Here is a 24,599-nt window from a genome sequence, read left to right on the forward strand (position 1 = left end):
GGCAGAAAGACCAGGTAACTAAGAGAATTAAACAACATGTGAGGGAATCAGACGGACAACTGAGCTTTGTCAGCAATGCTGTTCAGAAGATCGCCAACCGTGCGGAAGGTCAACAGCTCTTTTTGTGAAAACCGGATCTTGAACTTCGATTCAATAGCGACAATCAGGTTCACATGCGACAGAGAATCCCAGCCATCAACCTCATCCGCCGTCATCTCCGCTCGAAGTTCAATCGTATCATCATCAAAAACTTCGTGAAAAACAGGTTCCAGTAACTCTTTTACGCCCATCTCAATCCTCCAGTGTCGACAGGTCACCTTCATCCTGTCCGAGAAAACGCGCCCTTAAAACCCGGCGCATGATTTTTCCGCTTTTGTTCTTCGGAATTGTGTTACAAAACAGCACCTGTCTCGGCGTGGCGATCGATGATACACGATTAGCCAGGTAGAGGCGAATCTTCATTTCGAGTTCGTCTGTGGCTTCAATCCCTTTATGCAGACTCACAAAGACGACGACCGCTTCAAACAGGACCTCATCCGGAACACCGACCACCCCTGATTCGGCAATCTCTGCTATTTCCAGAAGAGCACTTTCGACCTCAAACGGACTGATCAGATGACCGCCCGTATTGATCACATCATCGCTACGCCCCATAAACCAGTAGTAGCCGTCGTCATCACAACTGGCCGTATCTCCAGTGTAGTAGTAACCTTCCCTGAATTTTTGATCATAAATTTCAGCATTATTGATATAGGTAACAAACATCGACGGCCAGCCGACCTTCAAGCAGAGGTTGCCTTGCTCTCCAAATGGGACAGGGACTCCACGGTCATCCAGAATGGCTGCTTCTATCCCCGCGACTGGTTGCCCCATTGAACCAGGACAGACTTTAAGGTCGGGACGATTACTGATCATAATACCGCCGGTCTCGGTCTGAAACCAGGTGTCATAAATATCACGCTGCAACACCCTCTGTGCCCAATTTATGACTTCAGGATTTAAAGGCTCCCCAACGCTGAAGATAGAACGGAGCCGATCGAGATTATATCTGCGATAAAGAGCATCCTCCTCGCGCATCAGCATCCGCAAGGCAGTCGGTGCCGAATACCAGACCGTCACTGCGTTATCCTGTACAACTTGCAACCACTTTTCGGGGTCATATCCACCGGCAAAATGAATCTGAGTCACACCGAGGCTCCACGGACCGATAATACCGTACGAGGTGCCTGTTACCCACCCTTGATCAGCCGTGCACCAGTAAATATCGTCAGCAACAAGGCCAAGCACATCACGAGTTGTCGCGGACTGGTGAAGAACACTGCCGTGCACATGAACAACACCTTTGGGCTTTCCGGTCGAACCGGATGTGTAGTGCAGGACTGAAGGAGTCTCACGACTGGTCAGCGGTGTCTCGTAAGTATCTGAGGCCGAAGCGACCAGACGCTGGTAGCTGTAGAGCCCCTCTTCTCCTGTACGACTCTCATCATCAACCAGAATAATTATTGTCAAATCCGGCAAACGGTCGCGAATTCTCATTAACTTTTTCAAGAAACTCTTTTTGGTAACAATAGCCTTGGCCTGACTGTCACCCAGTCGATCAAGCAACGCCTCTTCTCCAAAATTGGCGAACAGGGTGCCGGTCACCAACTGCATCTTCAGACTGCCGAGAAAAGCGAAAATCTGCTCCCGCATTTTCGGCAAGAAGGTAAAAAGGACATCCCCCTTCTCGAGTCCGAGTGCGCTGATTGCATTAGCAAAGCGGTTTGTTTGCTGTTCAAGCTCCCGAAAAGTAATATCAGTCGTATCAAGAGCAGGCGCGATCCAACGCATTGCGACCCTGTCGCTCCGACCCGCATCACACTGCTGACGCGTACAAATATGGCCGATATTATATTGCCCGGCGTGTATTAAACTATTGTTGTGACGATCAATCACCAGAGACATCTTTCATCAGATAATGTTTTTCAGGGTATTGACAACTAGGTCAACCTGACGATCAGTTAAATGTGGTCCGATCGGCAAACTTAAAATTTCTGCACAGATTGCATCTGTCACGGCAAATTGATCACAATGATTAGACGTGGATTTGTACGCATCCTGGCGATAAGGGGGGACCGGATAATGAATCATAACCCCCACCCCGCTCTTCTGCAGATCATTTAACAATCTATCCCGTATAGAGGATCGAACGACATAAAGATGCCATGAAGATTCTTCTTCAAAATGGCTTGAGGGTAAAACCAGATCAGATTCTGAGATATTTGCACTATAAATTGAGGAGATCTCTCTTCTTCGTTGATTCCACCGATCAAGTTGCCGCAATTTCACGCGTAAAATAGCGGCCTGAATCTCATCAAGACGACTGTTCACACCTGCATGAGTATGCACATATTTTTCGTCAGATCCATAATTTCGCAAAGAGCGCAAAAGCTCTGCCAGTTTCGGATCGTTGGTGGTAATTGCGCCACCATCGCCGATCGCACCGAGATTTTTCCCCGGATAAAAACTGAATGCGGCAGCATCGCCGAGAGAACCCGCCTTGCGCCCTTGAAAGCGAGCACCATGAGCCTGAGCCGCATCTTCAATAACTTTCAGCCGATACCTTTTTGCAATCTCTGAGATAAGATCCATGCGGGCAGGGCGACCATAAAGATGAACCGGCATGATCGCTTTTGTGCGAGTTGTTATAGCTGCCTCGATTAAACTGGAATCCAGGTTAAACGATTGGAGCGAGATATCGACCGGGATCGGTGTTGCCCCGACGTGGGTCACGGCCAACCAGGTTGCAATAAAGGTGTGTGCCGGAACAATCACCTCATCGCCGGGACCGATACCCATGGCGCGCAGAATTAATTGCAAGGCATCGAGACCGTTGCCGACACCGACACAGTGCGACACGCCGCAGTAGTCTGCGAACTCAGCCTCAAAAGCTTCAACTTCAGGGCCGAGAATATACCACCCGGAGTTTATGACCTTTTGGATTGCGGCGTTAATTTCAGATTGAATTTGGGCACAAGGTCCCGTTAGTTCTAAAAAGGGAACTTTCATATAAATTTCAGAACCGCCTCCAGAAATTGATTATAATCCCGATAATAATCGGACTCTTCATAAACACTAGAAGCCAGGACCATGCAAACAGAACCGGATGAAAAATTATCAAGCTCTCGCCAGATCATTGGACAGACATAGAGCCCCTGATAGGAGCGATTTAAATGAATCCGCTTCTTGGCACAACCATCATCCAAAACGACGTCAAAGCTACCGGACATGGCAACAATCAACTGGTGCAGTCCCTTGTGGGCATGCCCCCCACGCTCCGCACCGCCGGGGACGTCATAAAGGTAATAAACCCGCTTGATATCGAAGGGGACATGATTCTTCCCTTCAATAAAAGTCAGGTTACCTCTAACATCCGAGATTTTAGGAAGATCAATCACAGTACATTTATCAATACACATAACACCCACCAAAAAAATCAATCATTTACGAGAACAACATCGGGTAAATATTTACTATATTTTAATTTAATCAATTCATAGTCTGATTTGTCATATTTAAAATAATAATTCAATTGATCATTGGAAACTATTTTTGCTCCAAGCCTTTTATGAAAATCGAGCACTTTTGTATTCTCTCTACGCACGTCGAAATGTGATGAATTAAACATCAGGTGGTTAAATGAAACCTCATAAATAAGCAGTGCAGACTCAATAGCTACATAAGATGGACTACCGCTTTTTATAATCCAACTACCCCAGCAAAATGAGTCATCAACAAAGTCATATATACGCACAACACCAAGCAATTCTTGATTTTTACTTTCAATTACAAAATAGTATTCTTCTTTACTCAATTCCCTAATTTTATATTCAATTATAAACTTAATTTGTTTATCGATATCATTATCAACTTTTGAAATAAATTTATTCCTATCGGAATCGCTCCTCAAGGAGAGAATAAATTCAGCATCATCAGTTGTAACAGTTCGTAAATTTATATTTTTACCTACAACGTCCATACTAGCACCATACCTATAACTAGATGACAGTTATCATCTTCTCCGAAGGAAACAACCACCCCAAGATAATCCGCCACCAAATGCAACCAGGAAAATATTATCAGCTGATTTATTGCCCTCCAAATATTCATCTAAAGCTATCAGGACAGAAGCGGCAGCCGTATTCCCGTATCGATCAAGATTAATATAAAATTTATTCATCGGGACCATGGATCGACAACTGATCTCTTTGATAACATTAATATTGGCTTGATGAGATATTACTACATCTGGAGCAATCCCGTTTCTCTCAGAAAGGATATCTACGACTTCCGCTCCTTTAGCGCATGCAAAATCAAACACTTTCCGCCCAACCATCTGAAAATATAAGTCTTTCTCATCCTCAACTTTGTTAAAAGGCAACATCGTTCCACCTGCGGGAACCTGAATAACATCGGCACCACTACCATCGCTTCCGAGGACAAAATCTACGACTTCATAACCAGAATGAGACTTTGATAATAAAGCCGAACCTGATCCATCGCCGAAATATGGGAAAGTAGTTAATTGAGCAGGATTTAAAATTTTACTGTAAACCTCAGCTGCGACAACCAATACATTGGCTGCTCCGTCTGAAATTAAACCGGAGGCAACTTTCAAAGCGAATATTGCACCACTACATACAGAGTTAAGATCAAAAGCATAAGCACTTTTCAATCCACAAAGTTCTTGAATTCTAGTTGCAGTTGCTGGCTGCATTCTATCTGGAGATGAAGTTGCGCAAATAATGGATTCTATAGACTCTGGTGCAATATTATTTTTCTCAAGCATCGCCCGCACTGCGTTTGCACCAACGTCGGACGTACATTGACTTGAAACATGACGACGTGACAAAATACCAGCTTTTTCAGCTATGATTTTTCTGTATTTTTCTGGGAATTGGACAAGATCACTATTGTCAACTTTTTTAACAGGAAGATACCTTGATGTACCAACTATAAAAGCCATATAAACCCCACAAAAGCTAGCACCGTCAAGAAATTCAAATAATATCTAAAACAATGTATTAACAACTAATATTTATCAGTTGGCCAACAATAGCCACGAGAATAGCTACAACCGAATAATGTCTCAAGCATGTACTGTGCAACCAAACGTTCATTGAAGTCTGAATGGGCAACAGTATATCCGCGCCGCGCAATTTTTATACGTTCATCATCATTCGCAAGATAGTATGCAACCGCCTCCCTGAAGTCTCCATAATCAGAAACTTCAACAACCGCATCCTTTCCATAAAGTGAAGCCAAACTGTTCTTACGGTCAGTGAAAACTAATAGTCCATTACCCAGACAAAGGCTGATTCGATCGGAAGACCCCATGTAGAGATTGCCACCGGGCCCAACTGTCTGCCCTGGCGGAAACTGGTTGAAATTAAGCGCCATCTTGGCCCGGCCGATTTCAGAAACAAACGCATCCCCCCAAAGCCCGGTGGACGTAAACACCCGAGCGCCAGGGGGATCATGCGGTAAATTCTTCAGTGCATAAGCACGCATGCTCTGCGGATCGAGCCACTTTGAATATCCGGCCGTAAAAAAAAGATCGTAAACGAAATCTTTTTTTTCCCAGTTCCGATGGATATCGATACTGGGATCAACAGGGTTCGGCATAAAGCAAGCGCGACTGTTTACGCTCGAAACCTGCTTTAAGGCTTCGCCAGCTGTCGTCATGAACGTGTAATCGACAACATCAAGCTTGCTCAATATATTTCTAATATTTGTTTTTGTATACAAACCATCAATATTGTACTGAAATACCCTGACATCTTTAAGAGTATCTTTAATATATTTTATTGTTTGACTACTTATAATGTCTGCATGCGACAAAGCAATGACATCTGGTCTGAAGTTTTTACAAACCTCAATAAGTTTCAGATTGCATTTCCTCTTTCCAAAACTCCTGGAGGGGATAATTGATGAAGTTTTTGCAATATCTCTATCGCTGAACCAGTATACATTATGACCATTTCTGACAAAACCATTATTAATCTTAAATTGCAGCGCATAATACCTGCCACCCCAAAAACGTTGTTCTGCTCTGTTTGCAACATGTAAAATTTTCAGCGGATTCACAAACGACCTCCTGTTACGAATTTGACTGGTCAGCCATCCTGGTATTCTTTTTGAAGATCAAGATAAACCTGCAATGTCTGCGCTACCATTCCGGCAAGGGTGAAATTATCTTCAACAAACGCCCGCAGCCCGGATAGTCTGTGATCTCGAAGAGATATGATACAATCGGCCAGTCCGACAGAATCCCCCGTTTGAAACAAGCGTCCCGTTTCCCCTTCAATGACAATATCGAGCATGCCGCCGTGGGCTGTCGCCACAACCGGGACATTCATTGCCAGCGCTTCGGCTGCCGAACGGCCAAAACTTTCCGGCTTTTTCGAGCTGGAGACAACCACGTCACTTAGCGAATAGATCTCGGCAACCTTCGCCTGACTGCCGGTAAAGAGAATGTTCTCTTTCAGACCCAGAGAACTTATCAGCTTTTGCAGTGACTGAAAATAGTTCATTTTATCTTCGTGCACCCCGCCGACAATCAATCCTAGAATCTCGGGAAATTCTGTGCGGAGTGAATCAATCGCCCGGATCAATGTCTCATAATCTTTCAACTGGGTAATACGCCCGACTGAAGTGACGACAAACCGCCCCGCAAGATTATATTCAGCTTTGAACGACTGTTTGAACTCGTCATCGAGGTTATCCGGGTTAAAAGTATCAAGATCGATCCCACGCGGGATAACATAAATAATATCGTCCGGCACGCCGTAGTGCTGCTGGATATACGTTTTGATCGCCCCGCTGACACAGATCACCCGGTCACCGAAGGTCATCACCCGGCTGTAGGGATTGACGCTGTTGAAGCCGTGAACCGTGGTCACAAACTCAATACGTAAGGTTTTGTTGGCAAGCCAGGCGAGCCAGGCCGGAACCCGGCTGCGGGCGTGAATGATATCCGGGTTAAGTTCCCGCAGGCAGCGGCGTAATTTCAATATCCGAATCGGTGCCGTCAGCAGATTTTTGCTGCAGAGATCAAGCTGAATATGTTTTCCGCCATCCAAAGCAATCTGCTTGGCCTGTTTACCGCCGTTACTGATCACAATACTCTCATGCCCGAGTTTGACCAGTTCACGGCTGAGCTCGACGACGCCACGTTCCACCCCGCCCTCATTTAATTCCGGCAAAAGCTGAACAATTTTCATTGCAAACCCTTTTTGAGCTCGGCCAGAAGATCAATCTTGGTGCGGCACGCTTCGACGGTTCCCTCGAATCGATGCAGACAGCCGCGACGTTCCAACCCTTTAATCAGCGCGGAGAATTTCACTGCCGGTCCGGTTGCAATCAGAGGGAGAATTTCGATCGCTGACGTACCAAAACTGACCGCTTCACTGATCATCGAGGTTGAGTCTGCGGTAATGAAAACATAATCGCAGCTGGCCAGAAAATCCGGAATCGGATTCGCCGGATCGTCTGAATAGAGCCAGGTTTTAAAAAAGTCGAATTTTAACAGCATCGCTTCGATTTCAGGAGGGGTCCGACGCGAGGTGCTGACCACAACTTGATGCTCCGGGAATAATTTGATTATCTGCTCGATCTGTTTGCAAAGCTTCTCCGGCTCCATCCGCAACACTTTATTCGGGCCACCAAGCACCAATCCGAGATACGAAGATCCCGCCTCCGGCTTAAAAACAGCTTGTGGGCGTACTTTGCACAGATTGATCGGCAAGATTTGGATATTGGTACGAACCGGCGGCCGATCATGCTCCTGAGCGATAATCAGATCAAAGCCGCTGTAGCGATAGCCGCGCGGGAGCATAACGGCGACAGACCGCATCCCGAGTTTTGTTGCCAGAGTCCGGTTGGCATAATAGGTTTCGGACCCGGCTGAAACGATTGTCGTGCACCCTTGAACATCACCGCTCATTCTGAAGAGAGCTGTGGTGTAGAGCCCGATCCGGTCAAAAAGATACGCCAGGCTCTTGCAGACGCGATTGCGAAATTTCACTTCGGCAACGACATAACCCTCCCCGGCCAGATCGGCAAAGGCGATAGACTGGTTAACGTGCCCCGGCTTGCCGTCACTGAGAATCGCCACCTGTCGGGGAGGTATCATCAGACCGGTTCAGCCTCGTCGATGAGCATCACCGGGATATCGTCACGCACCGGATAGGCGAGCTTGCAAGCAGCGCAAATCAGCACCGACTGGTCGGGGTCGGGAAGTACCGGCCCCTTGCATTTCGGGCAGGCAAGGATATCAAGTAATTCTTTTTTCAGCGCCATAGCGATCCTCCTTTAATAGTTTGAGAACCCGGTCCAGGGGGGGGGACTGATCCAGAAATTCCAGTTCGAGCCTCACCTGATAACACGGCACCGGAAAAGTCCGTGGAAGTTTAACCGCATCTTTTTCGGTCGTCACCAGAAAATCCGCCCCGTCGGCAGCAGCGATAAGGCGCTGTTGCAATTCATCGCTATAGTCGACATGGTCCGGGAAAGCGAATGTGGCCAGCAGGTTCACCCCGGCTGCCTTGAGTTGCTGAAAAAACCTTTCCGGGCCGGCGATCCCGGCGAAGGCCACGACGTTTCGCCCCACCATATCCGCAAACGGCCGGTCTTCACCGGACAACATCCTGATGCGCTCAGCCAGTTGGTAGCGGCAGTGATAACGCGGCAGACGACCAACATCGACCGGCGTTGACAGGTCATCACAGCGGGTGAAAATCACCGCATCGGCACGCTTGATAGCAAAGGGGAATTCACGCAACAGCCCGGCAGGCAAAGGCCAGCCGTTAGTGAACGGTTGCCGCGCATCGAGTAGCAACAGATCCAGATCGCGGGCCACGGCGTGATGCTGAAAACCATCATCGAGTACGATCACCTCGGCATGTAACTCTTCAACCACCAACCGCACCACGTCCCGGCGCCGCGCCCCGACCGCCACCAGCGCTGCGGGGTTGCGTTGTGCCAGCAGATACGGCTCATCCCCGCACTGCTTTGCAGAGAGCAGCGGGCCACTGCCGCTACTGACCAGTGTCACCGGCCGGGTGCTGTTCCCGCCATAACCACGGCTGACAATGGCAACCCGGTAGCCAGCGGCAAGCAACCCGCTGGTCAGGTAATCGACCACGGGGGTTTTGCCGGTACCACCGACAGCAAGGTTCCCCACGCCAATCACCGGTACCGGGGCCCGGTAACGCTGCCAGACTCCGCTGCGATAGCCAAGCAGACGCAGCCAACTCGCCAAACCGTAAAGCATCCCCAGCGGAAGGAGCAGGACCCACAGCAACCATTCAAGCAGGGAGTGTGGGCCGACCAGCACCAGACGTCGATGAAAAGCCGTCCATTCAGGCATCTTTAGTCCCTCAGTACCTCACCAACAACCTGCATGGTCCTGGCCGTCGCACCGGCATTCGCGGCAATCAATTTTGCGCCGGCACGCCCCATCTCGCTACGCAAATCCGGGTCATTGAGCAACAGTAACGTCTGGGTAAAAAGTTCCTCGACATCATTGACCTGGACTCCGGCACGACAGGCGATAACTTTTTCAGAAATTTCCCGAAAATTCTGCATATACGGACCGAACACCGCGACCTTCCCCAGCAACGCAGCTTCAAGAACATTGTGGCCGCCGATAGCGACCAGACTGCCGCCGACAAAGACCACCTCGGCCAAAGCATAGATCTTGAGCATTTCCCCGAGGGTGTCGATCAATAAAATTTCACCGGCTTGCAACGCTGTGCTGTGCGCTGTCAATTCGCTGCGCAACCGACAGGAAAGCCCTCTCTTGCGCAGATTTGCCGCGACGGAACGCGTCCGTTCAGGATGCCTTGGCACCAGCAGCAACACCAGCTCCGGGCGAGCACTCAACAGTTGCTGATAAACGTCGACCACCATCTCCTCTTCCCCCGGATGGGTGCTTCCTGCCGCCCACACCGCAAGATTTGCCGGTAGATGGAACTCTTCACGCACCTGGTCAAGGCGATAATCCGCCGCCCCCCGCCCTTGAATATCGAATTTCAGATTGCCGCTGACCGTCACTTTCCGTGCCGCAGCGCCCAGAATCTGGACCCGTTCGGCGTCGGTCGGGCTCTGCATGGCAAAGCGGGTGACTTTTTGCATCACCGGAGCAACCAGCAGCCTGGCGCGGCGATAGCGAGGAAATGAACGATCTGAAATCCGCCCGTTGACAAGGATCAGCGGAATCTTGCGGCGATGAGCCAGACGCACAAAGTTCGGCCACAACTCGGTTTCGACGATGATCACCAGCGCGGGATTAATCAGGCGTAACGCCCGGTTCACCACCCAGCTGAGGTCGAAGGGGAAAAAGATCGTCAGATCGACGCAATCGATCTCATCCGCCACCGCCCGTCCGGTTTCGGTGACTCCGGTCAACAACAGCGTGTGCCGGGGAAATTCCTGCTTGAGCGCCTTGAGTAACGGCAGCGCGGCGCGGGTTTCACCGACCGACACCGCATGCACCCAGATGACGCGCTGGTTGCGAACCTTGCGTAATCGAGCTTCATCATAAAATCCGAGTCGCTCGCGGATCCCGCGCCGCGTCTTGCCGTAACGCACGCCCCGCAACAGATAATACGGCACCAGCAGCACCCCGGTCAGCAGGGCAACAATGTCATACAGCAGATAAGCCATAATTCCTTAAGCGCTCTTCGGCAGCAACAACATTAGCAGCCATTGCTCCCTGAATACGTTCCTTGAAATCGGTAAACGCTTCACCGTCATGCAGGTAGAGGGGTGCACCGAAGACATAAACCCCGCGTGACAAAGGATACGGCAACAGGAACCGGTCCCAGCTGTTAAAACGATAACCGCGACTGCATGCAAAGGCCAGCGGAATGATCGGTCGTCCGGTCACTCTGGCCAATTGCACCACCCCGTCTTTCACCACATGACGCGGCCCTTTCGGGCCATCCGGGGTGAGGACAAAATCGGTCTTCGTTCGCGCACAGGAAATCATTTCCTTCAGCGCCGCCCGTCCCCCCCGATGCGATGAACCGCGAATCGTCCCGTGTCCCAAAAGATGAACGACCCGTGCCAGAAACTCGCCGTCGCGTGACGGACTCACCAGTGCCACCGCTCCTGGTCCATCATAGGCCTTGACCATCAGCAACAACTGATCGTGCCAATAACTGAAGATCACCTGTTCGCCCCGTGCATAACAACCGGCAAGATGCTCCTTGCCGATAATTTCCGTCTTCATCAGCCGAAACAGCAGATGAATGACCGCCACCGCGAGATAAGGAATAACGGTCAACAATAATTTATTTTTAAATGATTTGCCCAACTTACTCATCCCGGAACTGGATATCGTAAAGGCGGCGATAAAGCCCGCCCCCCTCCAGCAGTTGCTGATGACTGCCGGATTCGACCATCCTGCCTGCTTCAAGAACGACAATGCGGTCGGCGTTCATGATCGTCGACAGTCGGTGGGCAATGACAAAGGTGGTTCGGTTGCGCATCAGGTTGGTCAACGCCTGCTGCACCATCGCTTCGCTCTCGGTATCGAGCGCGCTGGTCGCTTCATCAAGGATCAGGATCGGCGCATCACGGAGAATCGCCCGGGCAATACAGATACGCTGGCGCTGACCACCGGAAAGACGCAGGCCGCGATTTCCGATGGAGGTCGCGTACCCTTCCGGCAACTGACGGACAAAATCGTCGGCATAGGCGAGCCGGGCCGCCTCCTCAACCTCGGCATCGGTCGCATCCCCGCGTCCATAGCGGATATTGTCGCGGATCGATTCGTTAAACAGAAAGGTCTCCTGATCGACCAGCGCAATATTACGGTGCAGACTTTCCTGAGTAATCTCGCGCAGGTCAAAACCGTCGATCAGGATGCGTCCGGCGGTCGGATCGTAGAAACGGCAGAGCAAACCGGCAATGGTCGATTTTCCGGCCCCTGACGGTCCGACCAGCGCCACGACCTCCCCGGCCGCGGCGGCAACGCTGAAATCGCACAGCACAAGCTCCTGGTCATAGGCAAAATCAACCGACTCAAAACACACCGCACCCTGCGGCCGCTTAAGGGAGCGGGCTTCCGGCAGATCGATGATGTCCGATTTTTCCTCAAGAACTTCAAAGACCCGTTCCGCCGCGCCCATCGCCTGCTGAATCATGTTATTGGTCCTGATCAGGCGTTTGAGCGGGGTATACATCAACAGGATCGCGGCAAGCACCGAAAACAGCTCTCCCTGAGTCATCTCCCCCGACATCACCCGATCCAGACCGAACCACAGCACCCCGGCGACACCGCAGGCCGACAACAGTTCGATGACTGGCGACGAACCGGCGTCGTATTTGATGACCTTGCGAATAAAGCTGTAAAACCTTTTATTGACAGTGAGAAAGCGCTGTTTTTCCCGTTCTTCAGTGCCGAAGGCCTTGATCACCTTGACGCCGGAAAAGGTCTGTTCGAGGGACGTCGTGAGCATCCCCATGGCAATCTGCCCGCTGCGCGAATACCCCTTGATCCGCTTGCCGATAAAATAGGCCGGTGCGCCGGCGGCCGGAATGACGACAAAAGCGATCGCCGCCATCTTCCAGTCGGTGTAGAACGCCACCCCGGTCAGGGCGACCAGAGTGATCCCTTCGCGCATGATGGTGACCAGCACATCGGAAACCGCGCCCTGCATTAAGCCGACATCGTTGAGAATACGGGACATCAGTGTTCCGGTCGAGGTGCGTGAAAAAAAACGCATCGGCAGATCAACGGTATGACAGTACAGCTCGTTGCGCACCCGCTGGATAACCAGTTGCCCGGTGGTCTTGATGAAATATTCCTGCACATAACGGGAGAGTCCCTTGAACAGAGCGAACCCGAGAACCAGAAATGGCACCAGGGCGACCATCTGTCGATCACCGGCAACGATCAGCCGATCGACAAAAGGTTGCACCATTTTGGCGATCGCGGCATCGCTTCCCGCCACCCCCAGCGAAGCAATGATCGACAGGGCGATACGCCCCCGGTAAGGCCAGGCATAGGCAAACAACCGGCGGTAAAGGGTTGCACTTTGTTGATGACTCACGAAACCTCTTTCTGATCTTTGGCAGTGCACATTGACGCGGCAAGCGCCGCCACCCGCCGGGAACACCCCGGCCCGCCGAGCCGTTGACGAACTTCGGCAAGACCGGCGCAGGCGGCCTGACGATAGTCCTCATCAGCTAACAGTCGCTGGATCTCTGCGGCGAGAGCGGCTGGAGAAGCGGCCTTTTGCAGGAACTCGCGGGCGACCTCACGCCCGGCGACAATGTTGGGCAAACCAAAATAAGGGATCTTGACCAGCTGCCGACCGATCGCGTAAGTCAGCGCCGCCCCCTGGTAAATAATCGCCAACGGTGTGCCGACCAGCGCCACTTGCAACGTGACAGTTCCGGAAACACAGAGGATCGCGTCGCAGGCTCCGGCAACGTCATAGATATTCTCTTCGACCAGGGTGATCGGGAGTCCGGCAGCGACTACCCGTGCGGACAGCGCTGGGAAATCACACCCCGGCGCGACCGGCAGCAGAAACTGCCTGGCAACCCCCCGTTCGACCAGCAGCCGGGCACTCTCCAGCAGGGTATCGAACATGTAGCGAATTTCGCTGCCGCGACTTCCCGGGAAGAGGCCGACCAGCGGGGTTGCGGGATCAAGCCCCTGCGCCAGGATAAACTGACGACGATCGCGGCTGCGCTGACATTCATCGAGGAGCGGATTACCCACATACTCCACATCGAGGTCGAATCCCTGATAGAGCTCCGGTTCAAACGGGAAGATAAGCGCCAGCTTGTCGACCCGCGCGGCGATTGTCCTGATCCGACCTTTTTTCCAGGCCCAGACTTTCGGCGCGATGTAGTAAAGAACCGGAATGCCGGCCTGCCTGGCACGTTTGGCAAAACGCAGATTAAAACCGGGGTAATCGATCAGGATCACCAGGTCAGGACGCTGCGCTCCCCGCAGCACCCCGCGCAACAAACGAAATGCGCGCCAGATGGTCAGCAGACGACCGAGAACCTCGACCAGCCCCATGACCGCCAGTTTTTCCGCCGGAAAGATAATATCGCAACCGGCAGCACGCATTTTAGGGCCACCGATACCAAAAAATGAGAGCCCAGGAAAGTGTTCCCGGGCTGCCTTGATCAGATTGGCCCCATGCAGGTCGCCAGAGGCTTCCCCCGCGACAACGAGGATCCGCTGACGATGATTGTTGTCGGTGGCAACGCCCGTCATTCATTCCACTCCATCAATCGACTCAGCGGGCAATGCCTCGTTCACTATTGCGCACAAAGTCGGCGAACACCTTGACTTCAGGACAATCGCCCAGCTCGGCATCGATGCGTTCCAGGGCCTCTTCTCCGCGCAGACCTGAGCGGAAGAGTAATTTGTAGGCTTTTTTGATTTTACTCAGCGCATCGGAGCTGAAGCCACGCCGTTTCAACCCGATAAGATTGATACCGACCGTCTTGGCGCGGTCTCCCTGGGCAATCGTGTACGGCGGGATATCCTGAACAACCATCGACCCGCCACTGATCAGGGCATGGGCACCGATCTTCGAAAACTGATGAATGCCCGACATGCCACCGAGAATCGCGTGATCGTCGACCGTGACATGCCCGGCAAGACTGGCGTTGTTTGCCATGATCACATGATTGCCAACGCGACAATCGTGTGCCACGTGGGTGTAGGCCATGAGGAGATTATCACTGCCGATAAGGGTCTCACCACCGCCGTCGGCCGTGCCGATATGCAGCGTGGTGAACTCACGAATTTTGTTGCGATCACCGATGCGCAACCAGGCTTCCTCACCGGCATACTTGAGATCCTGTGAAATCGCTCCGATGCACGCAAACTGAAAGATCTGATTGTCCTGACCGATTTCCGTCCACCCCTCGATCACCGCATGAGGGCCAACCGTGGTTCGCGCCCCGATGGTGACATTGGCGCCGATCACGGCATAAGGACCGATCTCGACACTTGCGTCGACCTGCGCCCCCGGATAGATTATTGCTGTTGGATGTATCATGGGCCGTCCTCTATTTGTCTGCGAACATTGCTTTCAATTCAGCCTCAGCCACCAACGTCCCGTCGACAAAGGCCTTGCCGGAAAAGAAGTAGATCCCGCGCCGCCGGGCCAATAATTTGACCTCGATCCGCAACACATCGCCAGGCACCACCGGTTTACGAAAACGCACCTTGTCGATACCGGTAAAATAGGTGACTTTGTCATCACCAATATTATCAGAAATCATCGCGCAGGCTCCGCCAACCTGAGCCATCGCCTCAATGATCAGCACGCCGGGCATAATCGGATGACCGGGAAAATGCCCTTGAAAAAAAGGCTCATTGATCGTCACGTTTTTGATTGCGACCATGCTCTCGCCAGGAACGATCTCAAGGATCCTGTCAATTAGTAAGAACGGATAGCGGTGGGGAAGAACCTTCATGATTTCAGTAACGTTCATTGTCATTTTATTTATTCTCCTCGATATTTTTTTCCAGCAGTTCCAGTCGTTTTTTAAGTCCCCGAATTTCCTTGCGCAACTCCGGAAGGTTAGTGTAAATCAAGGCCGATTTACGCCAGTCGCCGATCGGCATGGTCGGAAAACCGGCAAGCACCTGATTATCTGCGGCATCATTGGTTAACCCGCCTCTTCCGGCGACGGTCACGTTATTTCCCACGGTGATATGCCCGTTGACTGCAACTTGTCCACCGAAGGTACAATGGACACCGGTTTTTGTACTTCCGGCGACCCCTGCCTGTCCGGCAAGGATATTATCTTCACCGACACGGACATTGTGGCCGACCTGGACCAGATTGTCGAGTTTGGTCCCACGACCGATCCGGGTTTCACCCAGCGCCCCCCGATCGATACAGGTTGCCGCGCCGACTTCGACATCATCCTCGACCACGACGTTGCCGATCTGGGGAATTTTGTAATAGCGTGCACCGTCCGGAGCAAAACCAAAACCGTCAGCCCCGATCACTGCCTGCGGTTGCAGGATAACCCGGTCGCCAAGGCGACACGCCTCACGCACCACCGCTCCGGCGTGCAACAGACAATCTTCGCCGAGCGACACATCATCATACAGCACCACTCCCGGATAAAGGATTGTACGCGCACCGATGCGGACACGGGCGCCGACGTAACAACCGGGACAAATGGTCACGTCCGTGCCGAGAACGGCATCCGGGGCCACCCAGGCTCCGGCCATGACGCCGCGCACCTGCGGTGCCTTGACGTGCAGCACAGCAACGATCCGCGCGTAAGCCAGATAAGGGTTGGCACACACCAGTAAATTCTTGCCCGTTGCAGACACTCCCGGAGCGACGATGATCGCAGCCGCGCGGGTCGTGTTTAACTTGGCAAGATACTTCGGATTGGCGATGAAGGTAATATCCTCCGGGCCGGCAGCATCGATGGTCGCCACAGCGGCAATCTCGATATCGTCAGCACCAACGACCTCACCACCGACCGCCATTGCCAGTTCACTGAGTTTCAATGCGTCTCTCCTGGCTACTTCTTGACCGATTTATCATACGCCTTGATCACCTCGTCAGTGATATCGATCGCGTCATTGACATACAGCGCCAAAGTCTTTTCAAGAATCAGGTCGTACTGGCCATCTTTGCCGATCGAAGTCACGACCTCACGCATTTCCTCAAGAATTTTACGCGTGTGAGAGGTCTCCTCCTGCTCAAGTTCCTCTTGCGCATCTTTAGCAAAGCGCTGAAATTCTTTAACTTTTTGTTGAAAATCGCGTTCTTTCTCAGTGCGCGCCTCGGCACTTAAGGCAAAAGACTGCCGTTTAAGGTCATCCTCCAGCTTTTGCAGAACCGACTGTTTTTCGTCAATTTTTGTCTGATATGCAGCAACCTTGGCAGCGATCTTTTCCTGCGCCGCCTTGCCGGCAACAGACATCCCTCCAGCTTTTTGCAAATCAACAACGGCGAACTTCCCCGCCCAGGACGTGGTTGCAATCAGTAGCACCATAACGATCAAAACAATTTTTTTCATCATCAGACTCCTTGAACTTGTATTTAGTAAAAACCACCGATAGAAAACTCAAATCGCGCACGATCCTCATACTCCTTCGGATCAAGATTGTACCCCCACTCCAGACGCAACGGACCCATCGGACTGCGCCAGCGAATCCCGGCACCAACACTGGTGCGCATCCCGGAAAAATATTCCTCCCCGCTCAGCCAGGCGTTACCGGCGTCAAAAAAGAGGACACCTTTCAACCCCGCCTCCTTGAGCAGCGGGAAAATATACTCAAAATTAAAAAAGGCCTCTTTCGTCCCGCCGATAAAATTATAACTTTCGGACTGCACCCCAAGACTGCTCACCGCAACCGTTCGGGTTCGCGGGCCGACCTCCCGCGAGTTGAATCCACGGAGGGTACGAATACCGCCCAGATAGAAGCGTTCATCGATCGGGATTTCATTGTTACCGAGCTGTTGCAGATAACCGATTTGACCATGAATGGAGAACACCGTTTCCCACCAGGCCGGATAATAGTGACGATAGTCAGCAATATATTTTACAAACTTTTCAGTCCCGCCGAGTCCGGCAAATTCAATCGTTCCTTCCGATACATAACCGCGACTCGGATCGAAACGGAAATCGGTTGTGTTGCGGGTCAGCGATGCAGTCACCGACGACAGGGTGGACAGACCTTCCTGTTCGCTGATCAGAAACGACGCATTGTCGTCAACATCAAAAATTTCTTTTTCTTCATAACGATAGGTTAACAAGGCGCGCGTTTTATCCATCACCGGAAAACCGAATTTTAGCGCGCCGCCAATACTTCTTTTAGAAAATTCGGTCCATTCACGTTCCGTTTTAAACAGATCGAAACCGATCGTCAAATCACTGTCAAGGAAACTCGGATCGAGCAAACCAACCTGATAGGTTGTACTGTTACTGCCGAACGACCCCGACAGGTTGAGCTTCAAGGCCATCCCCATGAAGTTATCCTGGGTCACCGAACCTTGCCCGATCAGGTGATCGACCGATGAATAGCCCGCACCGACACTGAAGGTTCCGGTCGGACGTTCCTGGACAGCGAGATCGATATTCACCAGATCACGCGTCACCCCTTCAACCGTCGTCAAATTGACTTCATCGAAAAAACCCAGGTTTTTCACCTGCGCCTGACTTTGTTTCATCTTCGTCGCGCTGAACAGGTCCCCTTCGCCAACGGTAAATTCCCGGCGGATAATTCTGTCTCTGGTCTTGGTATTCCCGCTGATATTGATACGATCAACCGTCACCTGAATGCCTGGATCGATATCGTAGGTCAGCTCGATTTGCCGGGTGACCGGATTCACTTTGGTCAACGGCGCAACATTCACATACGCGTACCCCTCATCGGCGTAAAGGTCGTTCATGGACAGCAGGCTGGCGCGGAGCTTCTCGCGGCTGAAGATGTCCCCGGACCGGAGTTTTGAAAGGCTTTGCAACTCATCGACCGGACGCATCAGGTTGCCGGAAAAATCGACGTCTTCGACAAAAAACTGCGCACCTTCCTCAACTTCAATATAGATCGTTAAACCGTCACGCTGCTGATTAAGTTCGACTAACGGCTGTTTGACCTTAACCTGCACGTAGCCCTTGTTAAAATAGAGATCGGCAAGGCGTTCAAGGTCGCCGTTCAGAACATTCTCGCGATAGGTACCGCTTCCTGTCAACCACGAAAGGAACCACCCCTCCTTGGTTTCCATGACATCAAAAAAATCATCTTCATCAAACACGGTATTTCCCTCGAAAACAATCTTTTTGATCTTCACTTCCGGCCCTTCATCGATCCGCATGATCAGCGTCGCGTTGTTCCGCTCATCAATGTTCAACTCGGATGACACTTCCGAAGCGTAATACCCTTCTTCAACATAAGCCGCCTTGATTGCCTTGATACTTTCGCGCACCGCCTGGGGGTCATGCCGCGAAGGGACCCTGAAGGTGATCAGCGCGCGCAACTTGCTCTCCTCAAGCTCACTGTAACCGGCAAATTCCAGTTTGCGAACCAGCGGCCTTTCAGTCACCTGAAAAACAAGCAACGACTGGTCACCATCGCGACGTTCCTGCGCATCAATATCAGCAAAATGTCCGAGCGCGAAAACCGCTTTCATGTCGGCATCGATCGCCGCCAAAGTTGTCTCTTCTCCAGCCTTGACCGTCAGCACAGCTTCAATCGTACTGGTCGCAATGCGACGATTTCCTTCAATCACTATGCGATCAAACTGGAACCCCGCCGCAAAAACCACCGCAGGCACACCCACCAGCAACAGCAGGGCAAAAAAGCACTTAAACATATGATAAAAATGACTCCGCAAATCAATAACTATTCACTCAAAAGAGTTCGGATTATAATGAACCGCTGATTAAAGCGCAAACCTAAACTGCCCCGGACACGGCAACAGCATGATTCATTGCCCGGCGCTGACCACCCGGCCATCGGCCATCGATACCACGCGGTCAAGCCGGGCGGCAAGCGCGGCACTGTGGGTGACAACGATCATGGTCAAGCCGTATGCCACATGCAGGCGATCGAGCAGATGAAAGATCTCCCCGGAAGTGCCGCTATCCAGATTCCCGGTAGGCTCATCGGCCAGCAACAACGCGGGGCTCATCATCAACGCGCGCGCAATTGCGACCCGCTGTTGTTCCCCCCCGGAAAGCTGTCCGGGACGATGGGTGCTGCGCGCTGCGAGGCCAACTTCCGTCAACAGTTCCTGCGCTCGTGCTTCCGCCTTACGCCGCGACCAGCGCCCGATCAGCGCAGGCATCATCACATTTTCCAACGCGGAAAATTCCGGCAGCAGTTGATGAAACTGAAACACGAACCCCATGCTGCGATTACGGAAGGCATCCCGGGCATGACCGTGCAGTGCAAACAAATTTTCACCGCGAAACAGCACCAGCCCTGAACTCGGTTGTTCCAGCCCCCCGAGAATATGCATCAATGTTGTTTTCCCGGCACCAGAGGCACCGACAATCGCCACCCGCTCCCCGGCGGAAACCTGCAAGTCGACCGCAGACAGCACCTCAATGCGGTGCGTTTCCGTGGCAAACGATTTTGAAACATTTTCGATTCTGATCATTACAGATATCTATTCGTAGCGCAGGGCTTCAGCCGGATCCATCCGCGCCGCTCTCAGCGCCGGATAGACCGTTGCAACCAGACAGATGGACATCGAGACCAGGCCGACAGTGACAACATCACTCATACTGACGACCGAAGGGAAACGCTCCATCCCGTACACCGCCTGATCAAAGATTTTTACCCCGAAGGTGTGTTCCAGCCACTTGATCAGTGCATCGGCATTTTTGGCCAGCACCACACCACCACCGATGCCCATGGTCGTGCCAAGGGTACCGATCACCAGCCCTTCAAGAATGAATATCTTCATGATTCCGGCGGAGTTTGCTCCCAGTGAGCGAAGAATCGCAATATCCTTGTGTTTTTCCATCACCACCATAATCAGGGTTGTGGCGATATTGAACGCGGCAACCAGAACAATGATCGCCAGCACGATAAAGAGTCCGAGCTTTTCAAGATTAAGGGCCGACAACAGCGAACCGAACATGTCCTCCCAGGAACGCACCGTATAAGGGAAACCGAGAGCCTTCCGCAGCCGTTCGGACACCGGGCGAGCATCGTTGAACGCCGCAACTTCGATCTCTATCCCGCTGACTTTCTCGCCCAATTCAAGAAAACTCTGGGCAATCGGCAGCGCCACATAGGCCAGATAATTATCCAGGAACCCCCCGCGCTGGCGCATCACCCCGACGACGCGAAACGGCTTCATCTTCGGCACCATGCCGAAGGGGGAGAGGGCGAACATCGGCGGGATCACATTGATCGTCTCGCCGAGAGTCACCCCCAGTGACATTGCCGCCTCAAACCCGATCACGATACCCGGCAGGGCAGACTGGTCGGCAAACAGCAGTTCTGTAACCGGCGCGCCGTCCAGTGTCCGGATCTTTTGTGCCAACACCTTATTGTCGGCAGCGATCCCTTTAACATTCACCGCCGCGACATTGCCGCGCGACAGGAGCATCGCTTCCTTGACCACGAAAGGGGTCACGGCGCGCACCCGATCAGTCTCACCAAGCGTCTTCAGTAATTGGTCATTGAGTTCGACAGCCCCCCCTTGTTGCTGAACCAGAACGTGAGGGATATTGCCGAGGATCTGCTGCTGGACGCCGTCATGAAAACCGGTCATGACCGCAAGAACAACGATCAACGCCGCGACTCCGAGGGTCACACCGATGATCGAAATGGAGGAAATAACAGAGATAAAGGTCTGTTTGCGCTTTGCTCGCAGGTAACGCAGACTGACAAACCATTCGTAATTCATATAACCCCAGAAAGCTTCCAGGTGATCAATTTAGCAGAGAGGGTAATCGCGATATTCAATTGACCGACAGATTCTCCGGGCGCAATTGCGGAAAAAGGATGACCTCACGAATCGATTGCGCATTGGTCAGCAACATCACCAGGCGGTCGATCCCGATCCCTTCCCCGGCCGTCGGGGGCAGACCGTATTCGAGGGCCCGCACGTAATCCTCGTCCATCGCATGAGCCTCTTCGTCCCCCGCCTCTTTTTCCACCAGTTGCCTGACGAACCGCTCCTTCTGATCAACCGGATCGTTCAACTCGGAAAAGGCGTTGGCCAGTTCGCGCCCGACGATAAAAAGTTCAAAGCGATCGACAATCTCCGGGTTGTCGTCGTTCTTGCGCGACAACGGCGACACTTCGGTCGGATACTCGGTAATAAAGGTCGGGTTCCACAATTGCGGTTCGGCAACCTCGTCAAACAATTCGGTCAGCAATTTGCCGTGCCCGATGTTGTCGTCAAGGTCGAGACCGAGTTGCTTTGCGTAGGCCAGACAGGTGTCACGATCCTCAAGCTCTTCGAGTGACAGGGCACCATAGCGGGCGATCGCTTCACGCACCGTCAGCCGTTGCCAGGGCGCGGTCAGATCGACGTTGCGCTCGCCATACGGGAAGGTGAGTGAACCGACAATTTCCTGCGCCACATGACAGATCAACTCCTCCGTCATCTGCATCAGATCATGGTACGTTGCATAGGCCTGGTAGAATTCCATCATCGTAAATTCGGGATTATGCTGAATCGAAATTCCTTCATTACGAAAGTTGCGATTAATCTCGAAAACCCGCTCAAAACCACCGACCACCAGCCGTTTAAGGTAGAGTTCCGGGGCGATGCGCAGAAACAGGTCCATCTTCAACGTGTTGTGATAGGTGGCAAACGGTTTCGCGGTCGCGCCTCCGGCAATCGGCTGCATCATCGGCGTCTCGACTTCCAGATAGTCGCGCTGCTGCATAAATTCACGGATCAGAGTGATAATCTGGCTGCGCTTGCGGAAGACGTCCTTCACCGACGGATTAACGATCAGATCGAGATAGCGTTGCCGGTAGCGGGTCTCAACATCGGTCAGGCCATGCCATTTTTCCGGCAACGGCAACAGCGACTTGGTCAGTAGCCGGATGGAACCCGCCCGCAACGACAGCTCGTCGGTTTTGGTCCGAAACGGTGCGCCGGACAAGCCGACAATGTCCCCCAGATCAACCTTGCGAAACGCCTCGAACGCCTCGTCGCCGAGCTGATTTCTGGCCACATAGACCTGCAACCGACCACTGCGATCCTGAACCTGGATAAAGGCGGCCTTGCCGAAATCGCGCTTCGCCATGATCCGGCCGGCAACCGCATATTGCGCTTGACTCGTCACCAGCATCTCGGCACTGTCATCGGCATGCGCCGCACTGACCTGCGCGAGGGTATGCGTCACCTTGAAGTCGTTGGCGTAGGGATTTTCGCCCCGGGCACGTAATTCAGCAACCTTCGCCAGGCGCTGAGCTTTCAAATCACTTATTTCATCCATTGCTATCTACCTGTTTTTTTAAGATTTTTTCAGTCGGTCACCATATACCGCTCAGCCCCTCAAGTCAAGGACAAAGCCTTCCGCAGTGCTGAAAAAAGGGCGATTCCACAATGGAAAATGCCCTTTAAATTGAATACTTACAGCCATCATGAACGGCTCAGCAGATACGCCTCAATGAATCCCTGCAAGTCCCCATCCAGAACTGCATCGGTATTGCCCGTCTCATAACCGGTGCGATGATCCTTGACCATCCGGTAGGGATGAAGCACGTAAGAGCGAATCTGACTGCCCCAGCCAATCTCCATCTTGTTCCCCGAAATCGCGGCGGCCTCTTCTTCTTTTTTAAGACGTTCCTGCTCGTAGAGACGGGCCTTAAGCTGCTTCATCGCCGTCGAACGATTCTTGTGTTGCGAACGTTCACTCTGACAGGCAACGACAATCCCGCTCGGAACGTGCGTAATACGGATCGCCGAGTCGGTTTTATTGATATGCTGCCCCCCCGCCCCGCTGGCGCGAAAGGTATCCACCTTGAGATCCTTGTCGTTGATCTCCACTTCGATATCGTCGGCAAGCTCCGGAAAAACAAAGACTGACGAAAAAGAGGTATGACGTTTAGCGTTGGAATCGAAAGGCGAAATGCGCACCAGACGGTGAATCCCCATCTCGGCGCGCAACCAGCCGTAGGCATAATCCCCCTCAACGGTAAAGGTTACTCCCTTGACCCCGGCCTCATCGCCCGGCTGATAATCGGTAATTTCGGTTTTATACCCCTTCTTCTCACAGAAACGCAGGTACATGCGCAACAGCATGTCGGCCCAATCTTGCGCCTCGGTGCCGCCAGCACCGGCATTGATACTGAAAATCGCATTGTTGGCGTCGTGTTCCCCGGAAAGCATCCGGGCGAATTCCATCTGACTGACCCTGCGTTCCAGATCGTGGAGCAGTTCACAAATCTCAGTCCGTGTCGCCTGATCATCACTCTCCTCGCCAAGCTCGACCAGCAGCAGCAGGTCTTCCAGTTCAGCGTTGCAGTCATTCCATCCGGCGACAATTTTTTGCAGCGAGGTCCGTTCTTTGAGAACTTCCTGCGCCGCGTCCCCCTGATCCCAGAAACCGGGGCGCGCTATTTCCGCTTCGAGTTCGGCGACCCGTTCTTCCTTCGCCTCAACGTCAAAGATACCCCCTCAGCTCAGCGAGCTTGCCTTGTAAATCCTTCAGTTTTTCTTTCTCTTCGCGAAACATCGATAAACCTCATCAAGTTAAAGTGGCGGGGATTATAGCGAGATGGTCCGGATTGGGCAAGGGGAATTAATGAACTGCCGGATACCCGCAAGGGGGTTTTCGCTGCCGCGGCCAAAACCCCGGATACCCGCAAGGGGCATCCCTACAAAACCAATTCGCGTCCGGTTGGTCGTTCATCGTAGGGGCACCCCTCGCGGGTGCCCTGGGTTGCGGGTCGAAAGAATCATTGGTGGTCGATTGACTTTTGCAGTTGAAGGATGAGACAGAACCGGCGGGTTTCGTCCCGCCAGCCGACATCCTTTTGCCCGGCAGCAAAAGGATGCAAAAGTGCCTGCGCTCGCAGCGGGCATGGTGGTCGCGTATCGCTGTGATTTTAATCAGGGGAGAACGAA

General features: G+C 52.3%; 24 protein-coding genes. All 24 read right to left on the reverse strand.

Going from position 1 to position 24,599, the window contains the following annotated elements; all coding sequences use genetic code 11:
* Positions 1–47: 47 nt before the first annotated feature.
* Positions 48–290, reverse strand: a complete 243-nt coding sequence (locus tag K0A93_12075) for an acyl carrier protein (GenBank protein ID MBW6512826.1) — start codon at positions 288–290, stop codon at positions 48–50.
* A gap of 1 nt (position 291) precedes the next feature.
* Positions 292–1,944 carry an AMP-binding protein gene (locus K0A93_12080; protein ID MBW6512827.1) on the reverse strand — a complete coding sequence of 551 codons (1,653 nt, stop codon included), beginning with the start codon at positions 1,942–1,944 and terminating at the stop codon, positions 292–294.
* A gap of 6 nt (positions 1,945–1,950) precedes the next feature.
* Positions 1,951–3,048 carry a DegT/DnrJ/EryC1/StrS family aminotransferase gene (locus K0A93_12085; protein MBW6512828.1) on the reverse strand — a complete coding sequence of 366 codons (1,098 nt, stop codon included), beginning with the start codon at positions 3,046–3,048 and terminating at the stop codon, positions 1,951–1,953.
* On the reverse strand, positions 3,045–3,458 hold the full coding sequence (locus tag K0A93_12090) for an FdtA/QdtA family cupin domain-containing protein (GenBank protein ID MBW6512829.1): 414 nt from the start codon (positions 3,456–3,458) through the stop codon (positions 3,045–3,047). Before K0A93_12090 ends, K0A93_12085 begins: the two co-directional genes overlap by 4 nt.
* 17 nt (positions 3,459–3,475) lie before the next feature.
* Positions 3,476–4,018 carry a GNAT family N-acetyltransferase gene (locus tag K0A93_12095; GenBank protein ID MBW6512830.1) on the reverse strand — a complete coding sequence of 181 codons (543 nt, stop codon included), beginning with the start codon at positions 4,016–4,018 and terminating at the stop codon, positions 3,476–3,478.
* A gap of 33 nt (positions 4,019–4,051) precedes the next feature.
* Complete coding sequence (locus tag K0A93_12100; GenBank protein MBW6512831.1) at positions 4,052–5,005, reverse strand: ketoacyl-ACP synthase III; 954 nt, start codon at positions 5,003–5,005, stop codon at positions 4,052–4,054.
* Between the two features lie 65 nt (positions 5,006–5,070).
* Positions 5,071–6,126 carry a glycosyltransferase gene (locus tag K0A93_12105; GenBank protein ID MBW6512832.1) on the reverse strand — a complete coding sequence of 352 codons (1,056 nt, stop codon included), beginning with the start codon at positions 6,124–6,126 and terminating at the stop codon, positions 5,071–5,073.
* 29 nt (positions 6,127–6,155) lie between these two features.
* On the reverse strand, positions 6,156–7,262 hold the full coding sequence (locus K0A93_12110; GenBank protein MBW6512833.1) for a glycosyltransferase family 4 protein: 1,107 nt from the start codon (positions 7,260–7,262) through the stop codon (positions 6,156–6,158).
* Positions 7,259–8,173, reverse strand: a complete 915-nt coding sequence (locus K0A93_12115; protein MBW6512834.1) for a mitochondrial fission ELM1 family protein — start codon at positions 8,171–8,173, stop codon at positions 7,259–7,261. Before K0A93_12115 ends, K0A93_12110 begins: the two co-directional genes overlap by 4 nt.
* Entirely contained in the window at positions 8,173–8,334 is a 162-nt protein-coding gene (locus K0A93_12120; protein ID MBW6512835.1) for a Trm112 family protein, read from the reverse strand. Before K0A93_12120 ends, K0A93_12115 begins: the two co-directional genes overlap by 1 nt.
* A complete protein-coding gene (gene lpxK / locus K0A93_12125) occupies positions 8,315–9,409 on the reverse strand; it encodes a tetraacyldisaccharide 4'-kinase (protein ID MBW6512836.1) in 1,095 nt (364 codons plus the stop codon). Before lpxK ends, K0A93_12120 begins: the two co-directional genes overlap by 20 nt.
* A 2-nt stretch (positions 9,410–9,411) precedes the next feature.
* On the reverse strand, positions 9,412–10,707 hold the full coding sequence (locus K0A93_12130) for a 3-deoxy-D-manno-octulosonic acid transferase (GenBank protein MBW6512837.1): 1,296 nt from the start codon (positions 10,705–10,707) through the stop codon (positions 9,412–9,414).
* On the reverse strand, positions 10,688–11,368 hold the full coding sequence (locus K0A93_12135; GenBank protein ID MBW6512838.1) for a lysophospholipid acyltransferase family protein: 681 nt from the start codon (positions 11,366–11,368) through the stop codon (positions 10,688–10,690). The genes K0A93_12130 and K0A93_12135 overlap by 20 nt, the downstream gene beginning before the upstream one ends.
* Positions 11,361–13,100 (reverse strand): ATP-binding cassette domain-containing protein, encoded by a 1,740-nt coding sequence (locus K0A93_12140; GenBank protein ID MBW6512839.1) that lies wholly within the window; start codon positions 13,098–13,100, stop codon positions 11,361–11,363. Before K0A93_12140 ends, K0A93_12135 begins: the two co-directional genes overlap by 8 nt.
* The gene (lpxB, locus tag K0A93_12145; GenBank protein MBW6512840.1) at positions 13,097–14,284 is read right to left on the reverse strand and encodes a lipid-A-disaccharide synthase; all 1,188 of its coding nucleotides are present in this window, start codon (positions 14,282–14,284) and stop codon (positions 13,097–13,099) included. The genes K0A93_12140 and lpxB overlap by 4 nt, the downstream gene beginning before the upstream one ends.
* Positions 14,285–14,306: 22 nt before the next feature.
* Entirely contained in the window at positions 14,307–15,077 is a 771-nt protein-coding gene (gene lpxA, locus K0A93_12150) for an acyl-ACP--UDP-N-acetylglucosamine O-acyltransferase (protein MBW6512841.1), read from the reverse strand.
* A 10-nt stretch (positions 15,078–15,087) separates the two neighbouring features.
* The gene (fabZ, locus tag K0A93_12155) at positions 15,088–15,522 is read right to left on the reverse strand and encodes a 3-hydroxyacyl-ACP dehydratase FabZ (protein ID MBW6512842.1); all 435 of its coding nucleotides are present in this window, start codon (positions 15,520–15,522) and stop codon (positions 15,088–15,090) included.
* A gap of 1 nt (position 15,523) precedes the next feature.
* Positions 15,524–16,555, reverse strand: a complete 1,032-nt coding sequence (gene lpxD, locus K0A93_12160; protein ID MBW6512843.1) for a UDP-3-O-(3-hydroxymyristoyl)glucosamine N-acyltransferase — start codon at positions 16,553–16,555, stop codon at positions 15,524–15,526.
* A gap of 14 nt (positions 16,556–16,569) precedes the next feature.
* Positions 16,570–17,073, reverse strand: coding sequence for an OmpH family outer membrane protein (locus tag K0A93_12165; GenBank protein MBW6512844.1), 504 nt, complete (start codon positions 17,071–17,073; stop codon positions 16,570–16,572).
* Between the two features lie 20 nt (positions 17,074–17,093).
* Entirely contained in the window at positions 17,094–19,367 is a 2,274-nt protein-coding gene (gene bamA, locus K0A93_12170; GenBank protein ID MBW6512845.1) for an outer membrane protein assembly factor BamA, read from the reverse strand.
* 114 nt (positions 19,368–19,481) lie between these two features.
* Positions 19,482–20,165: an ABC transporter ATP-binding protein gene (locus tag K0A93_12175; protein MBW6512846.1), complete on the reverse strand. Its 684-nt coding sequence runs from the start codon at positions 20,163–20,165 to the stop codon at positions 19,482–19,484.
* A complete protein-coding gene (locus tag K0A93_12180) occupies positions 20,166–21,416 on the reverse strand; it encodes a lipoprotein-releasing ABC transporter permease subunit (protein ID MBW6512847.1) in 1,251 nt (416 codons plus the stop codon).
* 55 nt (positions 21,417–21,471) lie between these two features.
* Positions 21,472–22,965, reverse strand: a complete 1,494-nt coding sequence (gene lysS, locus K0A93_12185) for a lysine--tRNA ligase (GenBank protein MBW6512848.1) — start codon at positions 22,963–22,965, stop codon at positions 21,472–21,474.
* A 146-nt stretch (positions 22,966–23,111) separates the two neighbouring features.
* Positions 23,112–24,207 (reverse strand): peptide chain release factor 2 gene (gene prfB, locus K0A93_12190; GenBank protein MBW6512849.1). Its coding sequence is split into 2 segments (ribosomal slippage): positions 23,112–24,137 and positions 24,139–24,207, totalling 1,095 coding nucleotides; the frame shifts between segments, so codons are not numbered across the junction.
* Positions 24,208–24,599 lie beyond the last annotated feature (392 nt).

The organism is Desulfuromonadaceae bacterium, assembly GCA_019429445.1.
Classification (GTDB): Bacteria; Desulfobacterota; Desulfuromonadia; order Desulfuromonadales; family JAHYIW01; genus JAHYIW01.

Excerpts from the sequence above, each read along its gene's own strand:
- lysS (MBW6512848.1), bottom strand. The coding sequence starts at position 22,965 with ATGGATGAAATAAGTGATTTGAAAGCTCAGCGCCTGGCGAAGGTTGCT.
- lpxB (MBW6512840.1), bottom strand. The coding sequence starts at position 14,284 with ATGACGGGCGTTGCCACCGACAACAATCATCGTCAGCGGATCCTCGTT.
- K0A93_12110 (MBW6512833.1), bottom strand. The coding sequence starts at position 7,262 with ATGAAAATTGTTCAGCTTTTGCCGGAATTAAATGAGGGCGGGGTGGAA.
- K0A93_12095 (MBW6512830.1), bottom strand. The coding sequence starts at position 4,018 with ATGGACGTTGTAGGTAAAAATATAAATTTACGAACTGTTACAACTGAT.
- K0A93_12180 (MBW6512847.1), bottom strand. The coding sequence starts at position 21,416 with ATGAATTACGAATGGTTTGTCAGTCTGCGTTACCTGCGAGCAAAGCGC.
- K0A93_12080 (MBW6512827.1), bottom strand. The coding sequence starts at position 1,944 with ATGTCTCTGGTGATTGATCGTCACAACAATAGTTTAATACACGCCGGG.
- lpxA (MBW6512841.1), bottom strand. The coding sequence starts at position 15,077 with ATGATACATCCAACAGCAATAATCTATCCGGGGGCGCAGGTCGACGCA.
- K0A93_12100 (MBW6512831.1), bottom strand. The coding sequence starts at position 5,005 with ATGGCTTTTATAGTTGGTACATCAAGGTATCTTCCTGTTAAAAAAGTT.
- fabZ (MBW6512842.1), bottom strand. The coding sequence starts at position 15,522 with ATGACAATGAACGTTACTGAAATCATGAAGGTTCTTCCCCACCGCTAT.
- K0A93_12085 (MBW6512828.1), bottom strand. The coding sequence starts at position 3,048 with ATGAAAGTTCCCTTTTTAGAACTAACGGGACCTTGTGCCCAAATTCAA.
- K0A93_12115 (MBW6512834.1), bottom strand. The coding sequence starts at position 8,173 with ATGATACCTCCCCGACAGGTGGCGATTCTCAGTGACGGCAAGCCGGGG.
- K0A93_12130 (MBW6512837.1), bottom strand. The coding sequence starts at position 10,707 with ATGGCTTATCTGCTGTATGACATTGTTGCCCTGCTGACCGGGGTGCTG.
- K0A93_12090 (MBW6512829.1), bottom strand. The coding sequence starts at position 3,458 with ATGTGTATTGATAAATGTACTGTGATTGATCTTCCTAAAATCTCGGAT.
- K0A93_12135 (MBW6512838.1), bottom strand. The coding sequence starts at position 11,368 with ATGAGTAAGTTGGGCAAATCATTTAAAAATAAATTATTGTTGACCGTT.
- K0A93_12075 (MBW6512826.1), bottom strand. The coding sequence starts at position 290 with ATGGGCGTAAAAGAGTTACTGGAACCTGTTTTTCACGAAGTTTTTGAT.
- K0A93_12165 (MBW6512844.1), bottom strand. The coding sequence starts at position 17,073 with ATGATGAAAAAAATTGTTTTGATCGTTATGGTGCTACTGATTGCAACC.
- bamA (MBW6512845.1), bottom strand. The coding sequence starts at position 19,367 with ATGTTTAAGTGCTTTTTTGCCCTGCTGTTGCTGGTGGGTGTGCCTGCG.
- lpxK (MBW6512836.1), bottom strand. The coding sequence starts at position 9,409 with ATGCCTGAATGGACGGCTTTTCATCGACGTCTGGTGCTGGTCGGCCCA.